Genomic DNA, 9,934 nt, shown 5'->3' on the forward strand with positions numbered 1-9,934 from the left:
GTGCTCACGTACTTAAGTACGCTCCGCTCCGGTTCTCGGAACCCACCGTTTTCGGCTCGGCCTGACCTGAATCTCAACATGCCCTTCAACGGCCTCAGATTTTCGGCGATTCACACATCAGCGGCGCTGATCGTCGTACCAAAACAAATCATTGGTTGAGACCGCCGCCGCTGCGATAATCGCGCGGAGACAGTGCTCCGGGGAACAGCCATGATACTTTACGGCATGATCGACAGCGGCAATTGTTACAAGCCGCGCCTGCTGATGGCCAAGCTTGGCCTTGGCTTTACCAATGTCGAAGTGAGTTCGCACACCGGCGATACGCGCAAAGCCGACTTTGTCGCCAAGAATCCGAACGCCATGGTGCCGCTGCTCGAGTTCGACGATGGCCGGCGGCTGGCCGAATCCAACGCCATCCTGCTCTATCTCGCCGAAGGCACACGCTTCCTGCCGGCGGACAGGTATGAGCGCGGGCTTGCCTATCAATGGCTGTTCTTCGAGCAATACAGCCACGAGCCTTACATTGCCGTGCGCAAGGCGCTGCTGACCTTCCCCGAACGTGCTGGGGATGCGACCCCGGAGCGGCTGGCGGTGACGCTGGAGCGCGGCAACAAGGCGCTCGGCGTGATGAACAGGCATCTGGAAAACAATGCCTTCTTCGCCGGCAGCGCGCTCAGCGTCGCCGACATCGCGCTCTATGCCTATACGCATACGGCGGAGCAGGGCGGCTTCCAGCTCGACGCCTATCCGGCGGTGGCGGCCTGGCTTGGCCGAGTGGAAGCGGATCCGGGGCATGTGCTGATCGGGTGGATGGGGTAGTTTGTCCCGCGCCAGGTGGGCGGATGGGTAGCTACTTCAAGAGATGATCATAGTCCGCATGGGTGCCGATCCAGAACCAGATCACATCATCGTTGGTGCGGGTGGCAACAGCCCGGTAATTGTCGTCAACTCGCGCAGACCAGTAGCGTCCGACCTGTTTGAAATGCAGCGAGGGATCAAAAGGATGGGGAGGCGACGTGATTCACAGAGGCCGCGTCCGACCAGCGCGATGGTCCGTCAGTGCCTGTTCGGCAAGCTTATCCAATCGGCCGGCTTTCGCATCGGCCTCGATCTGCCGATCCCACATATCCTCCCGAAGCGCTTCGAACCAGGCAGCAAACGCCTTCAGTTCTTCAGGGCTCAGTTCCGCAACGGATTTTTCAATTTGCTCAAGCTTGGTCATGGCCGAATGATACCACTACTAGGCTAAAAGTACCATCGGTGGGACTGTAGCGCACGTTGCAGCACCTAACCCCAGACAGCAAAAAGGCGGGATAAATCCCGCCTTCCATGCTTGGTAGCCTGATCGGGAGGGTCCGGTCCGGGCTGGCAGCTATCTGCTGATCCAGCTTGTCGGGTCTTTCCGCTCCAGCGCGCTTCTCGCGCGACTGTCAGTACATCCGTGACTTGCCGCGCGCCCCGAGCTCTCGCCCGGCGCGCGCTATCGCAAAATCAGGCTGCCTTGCTCAGAGATCCAGCGGACGACTTGCCAGTGCGGCGGTCCTGCTCGATCTCGAAGTTGATCTTCTGGCCTTCGACCAGGGTCGACAGTCCAGCACGCTCGACAGCGGAGATGTGGACGAAAACGTCCGCGCCGCCCGCGTCAGGCTGAATGAAGCCGAAGCCCTTGGTGGCGTTGAACCACTTGACCGTTCCAGTTGCCATTTAGATAGTCCTTCACATTTGCTTTAGATTGACCGGACCGAGGTCCAGCCGGTGTGCATCGAGATTTTGGAGATAGACGTCAGCAAACGCGATTATCGCGAGGCCCGGATCGATCGGCCGAAATATCAATGGAAGGCATATAGGCTGCTTTCGCACGAAAAACAAGACTGCGTGAGAAAGCCGTGATGAGGGCGCCGCCCAATGGCCGCCCCAATCGCGTGAGAGCGTCGCGATGATCGGAGCCTGTGGGCGCTCGATCCACACCCGCTTGGGAGGGGATCTTGGGGAGAGGACCATGAAAATCATTCTGCTTGCCGCCTGCCTGACGCTTGTCGCCGCTCAGGCGCAGGCGATCTCGCGCTACGACCCGACGCGTATGAGCTGCGGCAAGGTTCAGGGGACGATCGCCCGGCAAGGGGCGGTCATCCTGCGCTACCAGTCGAAGCGGGTGCCGGGACTGCCGCTCTACGACCGCTATGTGCAGAGCCAGCGATTCTGCAGCATGGGCGAGGTGAGGACACGGGCCTACGTGCCGAGCGCCGACACAAAGTCCTGCCCGGTCTACAACTGCAAGCGGCCGGACAATGACCGGCATTTCCGCCGGCGGTTCTTCCACAACAACTAGGCACCTGCCTACATCAAAACCCGAACGACACCTGCGCTGGTGGCGGAGGGCCGACGCGCACGCCTTCCATGGCCAGCATCTTCTCCTTGGTGATCGATCCGCCGGGCGCCGAGAAGCCGCCGATCTTGCCGCCGGCGGCAAGGATGCGATGGCAAGGGATGACCAGCGGCACCGGATTTGAGCCAAGGGCGGCCCCGGTTTCGCGGGCGAGCCCGGCATGGCCGGCGGTTTTGGCCAGCTCGCCATAGGTGGTGGTTTCGCCGAAGGAGAGTTTTCGCGCGGCGTCGTAAATGGCGAGGCGGAAATCGTCGACGCCGTCGAGATCGACCGGCACGGCGGAGAAATCGATGTCCTCGCCCGCCGCATAGGCCTTGATCGCCGCGATCAGCTCGACCACCCATGGCGGCTGCGCCGTGGCACTGGAAACGCCGCCATGGCGCAGCAGGCGCCGCTCCACCGCCTCGCGGCTGCGTTCGGGCAGGCAGAGCCGGATCAGGCCCTTTTCGCTCCAGGCAATGCCCATGAAACCGATCACTGTTTCTAACACTGCGTGGCCGGCCGTGATCGAAACTGTCGTGACCATGATGCGTTCCTTCCCGCAAAGTGGCGAAATCCGGGATTCGTTCCGGTACATATCCGGAACAATATGGCACCACCGCCTGCCTCTCGCCACCCGAAAACCACCTGAGCGCCCCGATTGCCCGGCCTGAATCGCTGGTGTAAGGAATTTCTTAACAACCCGACAAACCGGACCCGAGCGCGGCTTGCCAGCAAAACTCAACCTTATCGCGATCGGCGTGATCCTGGCCGCCGCCGGCATCAGCGGCTGCACGTCGACCTCGCAGATGAAGCCCGCGCCTGCTCTCACCGAAACAGCGACCGTCGCCGGCACTGACGCCGGTTTCACCGTGCCGCTGCCGGAGACGGTTTCGGTGCTGCCGGAATCATCAGGGATCGCCCCCGTTCAGACGGCCGAGCTGCCGCTCGATCCCGCCGCACAGCCGGCTGCGGCGACCGCCGCTTTTGCCGGATCGACACCGATGGCACCAGCCGTGCCCGCGGTGATGACCGCCAATGCCTGGCAGGCGCCGCCACCAGCAAATGCGAGCAAGCCGGTCAAGGCGGCCGAGACCTATACGACCGCGGGGCTGGTCGTGCCGGCAACCGCCAAGGGCGATCGCATGCCCGGCGTCCAGCAAGTCGCCTATGTCGTGCCGCAGAACCCGGCGGCCCTGGTCCAGTTCCCGGCAGGGCCCGTGCAAGAAGAACACGCGACGGGCGTGCGTGGCGATGTCGAGCGGCTGATCGAGAAATACGCGGCGATCTATCAGGTGCCGGTGGATCTGGTGCGCCATGTCGTCAACCGCGAGAGCACCTTCAACCCGAAAGCCTACAACAACGGCCATTGGGGGCTGATGCAGATCAAACACGCGACGGCGCGCGGCATGGGCTATGACGGACCGGCCAAGGGCCTGTTCGACGCCGATACCAATCTGAAATACGCGGTCAAATATCTGCGGGGCGCCTGGCTGGTGGCCGGCGGCAACGCCAAGAAGGCCGACTGGCTCTACCAGACCGGCTATTATTACGACGCCAAGCGCAAGGGCCTGCTCGAGGCGACCGGCCTTGGCCGCGACCGCCAGCGCCGTCGCCTGCAGCCCGACGCCTGAGCGCGATGCCTGAACCGCGCCCGCCGGCTCTCAACGACATCCGGCTGCGCAAAATCCTCGACGAGACGCTGGTTCCGCCGCACTGGCCCGACGGCTTTGTCATGCGCAGCTTCGAGCCCGGTGACGCGCTGCCCCTGCATGCGCTGTTGACCGAAGTGTTCGACGACGGCGCCGACGGTCCGTTCGACGAGTGGTGGCCGCGCATCGCCGACGATCCCGAATTCGACCCGGCACTGTGCTTCCTCGTCATCGACGCCAAGGGCCGGCTGGCGGCAGCGGCACTGTGCTGGACCCGCGCCTTCGTCAAGGATCTAGCCGTTCATCCCGAGGCTCGCGGCAAGGGCGTTGCCGAAGCGCTGATGTGGCACGCCTTCGCCGTTTTTCGCGAACGCGGCGCCGACCATGTCGACCTCAAGACCAACACGGTCGAGAATCCCGCCGCCGTCCGGCTCTATGAGCGGCTGGGCATGATGCCTGTCGCCTGGGAAGGCTAGGGTGTGCTGATATTCAGGTGATGCCGGCCTGCAAATGATGGCTTCCTGCGCTTCCGGTGCTCACGTACCCAAAAGTACGCTCCGCTCCGGTTCTCGGAAACCACCATTTTCGACTCGGCCTGACCTGAATCTTAACACACCCTGATGGGTGTCGCCTCACGCAGGAACGGCGCGATTTGGGAACCCAAAGCGCCGCTTCGCATTCAATGGGAGGTGAGGGCCTGACAAGCTGCCGGCGGGTGGGAGCATTTCCGTGGCCGGCTGCGGAGGGACATCCACCCACCATGAAGCTTTTCCCCGCATTCCTGGCGCTCGGCATCGCCGCCATGCTGGTTGGTACGCCGGCGCGGGCCGTCGAGTTGTCGATCGTGTCGGGCGATACTGGCGACGGCATCAAGGTGCTGCGTGAGATCCTCGACCGCTATGAGAAAGACAGCGGCAACAAGGTCAGCATCGTCGTCATGCCGACGTCCGGGACCGACCAGTTCGGCCAATACCGGCTTTGGCTCGCCGCGGGAAACAGTGACATCGACGTCTACCAGACGGACGTGATCTGGGCACCGCAGCTCGCCAGCCAGGTCGTGGATCTGACCGCGGCGACCAAGGACGTCGTGGCCGAGCATTTCCCATCGATCATCCAGTCACAGACCGTCAACGGCAAGCTCGTCGCCTTGCCGATCTTCACCGATGCGCCGGCGCTCTACTACCGCAAGGATCTCCTCGACAAATATGGCGCCAAGGTGCCGGCCACCTGGAAGGAACTGGCGGACACCGCCAGGCTGGTCATGGACAAGGAGCGTGCGGCTGGCAATCGGGATATCTGGGGCTTCGTCTTCCAGGGCAACGCCTATGAAGGGCTGACCTGCAACGCGCTCGAATGGGTGATGTCGAATGGCGGCGGCCAGATCATCGAGCCGGACGGCTCCATCTCCATCAACAACAGCCAAGCGGCGGCGGCGCTCGATATGATCAAGGGCTGGGTCGGGACCATCGCGCCGCCCGGCGTACTCGCCTACCAGGAAGAGGAATCGCGCGGCGTCTGGCAGACCGGCAATGCGGTGTTCATGCGCAACTGGCCCTATGCCTATGCGCTCGCCAACGGCGAGGGCTCGCCGATCAAGGGCAAGTTCGACGTGGCACCGCTGCCGGCCGGCACGGGCGAGGGCGCGCGCCCGGTCGCGACCCTGGGCGGCTGGAATCTCGCCGTCTCCAAATATTCGAAGCATCCGGATGCCGCGATCGGGCTGGTCAAGTTCATCGCTTCGCCCGCGATGCAGAAATACCGCGCGCTGAAGACGTCCAACCTGCCGACCATCCAGGCGCTGTATGACGATGCCGACATTGCCAGGGAGCAGCCGATTATTCCGCGCTGGAAGCAGATATTTCTCAATGCGGTGCCGCGCCCGTCGGCCGCGGCCAGGATCAAATACAACGAGGCCTCGAGCCAGTTCTGGAACGCCGTTCACAACACGCTGTCGGGCGACGGCACCGCCGCCGACAATCTGGCCGACCTCGAAGCGATGCTGACCAAGCTGAAGGGCAACGGCTGGTGACCACAGTGCCGACAGGGACCGACGCCCGTGCGGCGTCGGAGACACAGGCTGTTCGCCGTCGGCCATCGCCGTTGACGGCACAGCGCGTTCGCTCGGCGTGGCTTTTCCTGGCGCCGATGCTGCTGGTGCTCGCCGGGGCGGCCGGCTGGCCGCTTGCCCGCACGGTTTATTTCAGCTTCACCGACGCCTCGCTGGCCAACCTCGACGCGCGCCAATGGGTCGGCTTCGCCAATTACTTCTCGGTGCTGCACATGCCGAGCGGCCGGACCCTCTATGACGGGTTGCTGGTCGATCCGGTCTGGTGGCGCGCGGTCTGGAACACGGTGCGCTTCACGGTGATTTCGGTGACCTGCGAAACCATCCTCGGCACCATCGTTGCCTTGGTTCTCAACGCGGAATTCGCCGGCCGCGGCATCGTCAGGGCAGCGATCCTGATCCCCTGGGCGATCCCGACGATCGTCTCGGCGAAGATGTGGCAATGGATGCTCAACGACCAGTTCGGCATCATCAATGTCGTGCTGCTCAACCTCGGCCTGATCAGCACCAAGATCGCCTGGACGGCCGACGCCGACACGGCGATGGCGGCCGTCCTCATCGTCGATATCTGGAAGGCGACACCGTTCATGACGCTGCTCATCCTGGCCGCGCTGCAGATGCTGCCGAGGGAGATCATCGAGGTCGCCAGGCTCGACGGCGCCAACCCCTGGCAGATCTTCTGGCGGGTGACCTTGCCGCTCATCCGCCCGGCGCTGATGGTGGCCGTGATCTTCCGCGCGCTCGATGCGCTGCGCATCTTCGACCTGATCTATGTGCTGACGCCCAGCAATGTGCACACCAAGTCGATGTCGGTATTCGCCCGCGAGAACCTGTTCGAGTTCGACAAGTTCGCCTATGGCTCCGCCGCCTCGACCTTGCTTTTCCTGATCCTCGCTCTGCTCACCATCGTCACCATCCGCATCGGCCGGATCAGCCTGGACGGAGGCCGCTGACATGTGGATCGTGAAGCGCACGGCCTTTTACCTGCTGGTCGCGGTCATCGTCTTCGTCGCCGTGTTCCCGTTCTACTATGCCATCGTCACCAGCCTGAAATCGGGGACCGACCTGTTCCGGGCCGATCTGTGGCCGACGACGATCAGCCTCGCCAACTACCGGAATGTGCTGACCGAAGGCAGCTTCGTGCGCAACTTGCTGAACTCGCTGTTCGTCTCCGGCGCGGTGGTTGCCCTTTCGCTGTTGCTCGGCGTCACATCGGCCTATGCGCTGGCGCGCATTCGATTCCGCGGCCGCTCGGCCCTGCTGTTCATCATCCTGTCGGTGTCGATGTTCCCGCAGGTGGCGCTGCTGGCCGGGCTGTTCGAACTGGTCCGCCTGTTCGGCCTCTACAATTCGCTGTTCGCGCTGATCTTCTCCTACATGATCTTCACCTTGCCGTTCACCGTCTGGGTGCTCACCACCTTCGTCCGCGACCTGCCGGTCGAGGTCGAGGAGGCGGCGATCCTAGACGGCGCGACGCCGTGGCTCATCATTACCCGGGTCTTCCTGCCGCTGATGTGGCCGGCGCTGGCAACCACCGGCCTGCTGGCCTTCATCGGCGCGTGGAACGAGTTCCTGTTTGCCCTGACCTTCACCTCCAACAACGCACAGCGGACCGTGCCGGTGGCGATCGCGCTGCTCTCCGGCAACTCGCAGTTCGAGATCCCATGGGGCAACATCATGGCCGCCTCGGTGATCGTCACGGTGCCGCTGGTGGTGCTGGTCCTGATCTTCCAGCGCAAAATCGTCTCCGGCCTCACCGCGGGCGGGGTCAAGGGGTGAGGGACGAGTCCTCAGATGTCCGGCGCGTTGCCGATCTTCTGCTTAAGCTCCAGCGCCCAGGCGCGGCCTTCGTCGCCGCCCCACAGCAGCCAGGCAATATAACCGGCCGAAGGGTTTTGCTCATTGTCGTAGTTCCTGCCGCGCTTGTCGATCTCGTGGCGGGCGAATAGCTGACCATGCGGCGGATGGTGGAGGGCGCGAGCTTTTCCCGGTTCTTCAGCTCGGTGGCTCGGGCGACGCCGATCTCGGTGCCGCCACGGCCGAACTCGCCGCGCAGCCTGAGGCCCTTGGCGGCATTGTCGGCCACCACTTGCGGGCAGCGCAGATCGATCTCGCCGTCGTGCATGTTGTTCCCCGGATCACGCTGCCCGAACAGGTATTACGACATCTTACGATGCGCAATAAATGTCGGGACCGATCGCCGCCGAACGTCCTTGGGTCGCAGAGCAACCGCGCCGGGACGCCGGCGCCGCGACTTGAAGGAGCCGATCATGATCACCTTTCCCAATGAATCCGCCAAATACCGCACCGCGCGCGAAAAATTGCTGAAGAAGGAAATCGAGCTGCGCCGCGCCATGGAAGAGGTCGCCGAGGCCCGGCGCGCGCTGCCGCCGGGCGGCCTGGTCCGCCAGGATTATGAGTTCGACGGGCTGGACGGTGATGGGAGGCCTGCAAAGATAAAGCTGTCGGAGCTGTTCGCGCCCGGCAAGGACAGCCTGATCCTCTATCATCTGATGTTCCCGCGCCACCCGCAGGAAAAGCGCGAGGTGGCGACCAGCGGCGGTACGGCGAAGCTCGCCCGGCAGGACCAGCCATGCCCCTCCTGCACGGCGCTGCTCGACCAGTTCGACGGCGCGGTCGGTCATCTCCAGGCCGCCGGCTTCAATTTCGCGGTGGTGGGCAAGACCGCGCTTGAAAACCTGGTCACGCTCGGCCTCGACAGGGGCTGGCACAACATGCGGCTGGTGTCTTCGGCTTCCAACAGCTTCAAGCGCGACTACAATGCGGAGGCGGCCGACGGCTCACAGATCCCGCTGCTGTCGGTGTTTCACCGCGACGGCGAGGGCATACGCCATTTCTGGAGTTCGGAACTGGATTTCGCGCCGACGGAGCCGGGCCAGGATCCGCGCAGCCTCGGCACCTGCGAAACGCTGTGGAACCTGATGGATTTCACGCCGGAAGGCCGCCCGAACTGGAACGAGCAGCTGCAATATGGCGAGGCGTGTTGCCACTGAAAGGCAGCTCTGGCCAGCCGCCGCGTTTCAGTTTTCGGAACATGAGTCCCATGGGCTGGCTCGAACGAGGGCATCGGCGAGCGTTCGCGTCAGGCACGGATACGGTGGGGCAATTGAGGCGACATGCGCAGGCTTCTTCCTCAAGAGCTGCAACCGGAGTGCCCAAGCGACGTTGGATTGTCCGAGGGACAATTCCAACCGGAGACATGCCATGAAGACGCTTACCATTCTGACCGCAGCAGCATTGCTTGCCGGCGCGCCGGCCTTTGCCCAGTCGAACACGACCGCCACGACCACGCCGCTCGCTACGACGACGAAGGTCGACACTTCGACCTTCATCAAGACGGTGCCGAGCGCCAATGAGTTCGAGATCGAGTCCAGCAAGCTCGCCGAGCAGAAGGCGACCGATGCCGACGTCAAGGCGTTCGCCAAACAGATGATCGCCGACCACACCAAGGCCGGCGAGGAATTCAAGGCGGCGCTTGCCCAGGGCCAGACAACCTCGGCCACCGCACCGTCCGGTCCAGCCCTGCAGCCCAAGGAGCAGAAGATGCTCGATGAATTAAAGGGCGCCAGCGGCGATCAGTTCCAGGCCAAATACATCGAGATGCAGACCAACGCCCACAAGGAAGCCGTGGCGCTGTTCAGCGGCTATGCGCAATCCGGCGACGACCCGGCGATGAAGGAATTCGCCAAGAAAACCCTGCCGACGCTGCAGATGCACGAAAAACACGTCAAAGAACTGGCCGCCGCGCATCAGGGGTGAGGGCGGTTCAAGGCCGACGCTCTACGGCGCCCCCCTCTGTCCTGCCGGACATCTCCCCCTCAAGCGGGGAGA

The 9,934-nt window shown here is 63.5% G+C and carries 12 protein-coding genes and 1 pseudogene; 9 read left to right on the forward strand and 4 right to left on the reverse strand.

Translation table 11 applies throughout. From position 1 onward, the window contains the following. Positions 1-210: 210 nt before the first annotated feature. Positions 211-819, forward strand: a complete 609-nt coding sequence (locus tag EOB49_RS17620) for a glutathione S-transferase family protein (RefSeq protein WP_127322770.1) — start codon at positions 211-213, stop codon at positions 817-819. Positions 820-1,021: 202 nt separating this feature from the next. Here the strand turns inward: EOB49_RS17620 and EOB49_RS17625 are convergent, their stop codons facing one another. Both EOB49_RS17625 and EOB49_RS17630 read right to left on the reverse strand, forming a co-directional pair. Then, positions 1,022-1,222 (reverse strand): hypothetical protein, encoded by a 201-nt coding sequence (locus EOB49_RS17625; RefSeq protein ID WP_027039317.1) that lies wholly within the window; start codon positions 1,220-1,222, stop codon positions 1,022-1,024. Between the two features lie 269 nt (positions 1,223-1,491). Beyond that, the gene (locus tag EOB49_RS17630) at positions 1,492-1,704 is read right to left on the reverse strand and encodes a cold-shock protein (protein WP_010910991.1); all 213 of its coding nucleotides are present in this window, start codon (positions 1,702-1,704) and stop codon (positions 1,492-1,494) included. Positions 1,705-1,999: 295 nt separating this feature from the next. On the opposite strand from EOB49_RS17630, the gene EOB49_RS17635 reads away from it, so the two are divergent. Further along, complete coding sequence (locus EOB49_RS17635; RefSeq protein ID WP_023809723.1) at positions 2,000-2,329, forward strand: hypothetical protein; 330 nt, start codon at positions 2,000-2,002, stop codon at positions 2,327-2,329. A 13-nt stretch (positions 2,330-2,342) separates the two neighbouring features. On the opposite strand, the gene EOB49_RS17640 is transcribed toward EOB49_RS17635, so the two are convergent. Beyond that, positions 2,343-2,912, reverse strand: coding sequence for a methylated-DNA--[protein]-cysteine S-methyltransferase (locus tag EOB49_RS17640; protein WP_127381720.1), 570 nt, complete (start codon positions 2,910-2,912; stop codon positions 2,343-2,345). A 181-nt stretch (positions 2,913-3,093) separates the two neighbouring features. Between EOB49_RS17640 and EOB49_RS17645 the strand changes: the two genes are divergently transcribed. The 5 genes from EOB49_RS17645 (at position 3,094) to EOB49_RS17665 (ending at position 7,861) form a co-directional block, all read left to right on the forward strand. After that, positions 3,094-3,999: a lytic transglycosylase domain-containing protein gene (locus EOB49_RS17645; RefSeq protein WP_127381721.1), complete on the forward strand. Its 906-nt coding sequence runs from the start codon at positions 3,094-3,096 to the stop codon at positions 3,997-3,999. 5 nt (positions 4,000-4,004) lie between these two features. Beyond that, positions 4,005-4,493 carry a GNAT family N-acetyltransferase gene (locus EOB49_RS17650; RefSeq protein WP_127326851.1) on the forward strand — a complete coding sequence of 163 codons (489 nt, stop codon included), beginning with the start codon at positions 4,005-4,007 and terminating at the stop codon, positions 4,491-4,493. A gap of 284 nt (positions 4,494-4,777) precedes the next feature. Continuing rightward, a complete protein-coding gene (locus tag EOB49_RS17655) occupies positions 4,778-6,046 on the forward strand; it encodes an ABC transporter substrate-binding protein (RefSeq protein ID WP_127381722.1) in 1,269 nt (422 codons plus the stop codon). Positions 6,047-6,162: 116 nt separating this feature from the next. Next, complete coding sequence (locus EOB49_RS17660; protein WP_245472733.1) at positions 6,163-7,035, forward strand: sugar ABC transporter permease; 873 nt, start codon at positions 6,163-6,165, stop codon at positions 7,033-7,035. Position 7,036: 1 nt separating this feature from the next. Then, positions 7,037-7,861, forward strand: coding sequence for a carbohydrate ABC transporter permease (locus EOB49_RS17665; RefSeq protein WP_127270437.1), 825 nt, complete (start codon positions 7,037-7,039; stop codon positions 7,859-7,861). A gap of 11 nt (positions 7,862-7,872) precedes the next feature. On the opposite strand, the pseudogene EOB49_RS17670 reads toward EOB49_RS17665, so the two are convergent. Then, positions 7,873-8,207: pseudogene (locus tag EOB49_RS17670) on the reverse strand (hypothetical protein). A gap of 145 nt (positions 8,208-8,352) precedes the next feature. Between EOB49_RS17670 and EOB49_RS17675 the strand changes: the two are divergent. Further along, entirely contained in the window at positions 8,353-9,096 is a 744-nt protein-coding gene (locus EOB49_RS17675; RefSeq protein ID WP_164781713.1) for a DUF899 family protein, read from the forward strand. A 211-nt stretch (positions 9,097-9,307) separates the two neighbouring features. Next, positions 9,308-9,862 (forward strand): DUF4142 domain-containing protein, encoded by a 555-nt coding sequence (locus tag EOB49_RS17680; RefSeq protein ID WP_127321344.1) that lies wholly within the window; start codon positions 9,308-9,310, stop codon positions 9,860-9,862. The last annotated feature ends 72 nt before the right edge of the window (positions 9,863-9,934 follow it).

Source organism: Mesorhizobium sp. M7A.F.Ca.MR.148.00.0.0, assembly GCF_003997735.1.
Classification (GTDB): domain Bacteria; phylum Pseudomonadota; class Alphaproteobacteria; order Rhizobiales; family Rhizobiaceae; genus Mesorhizobium.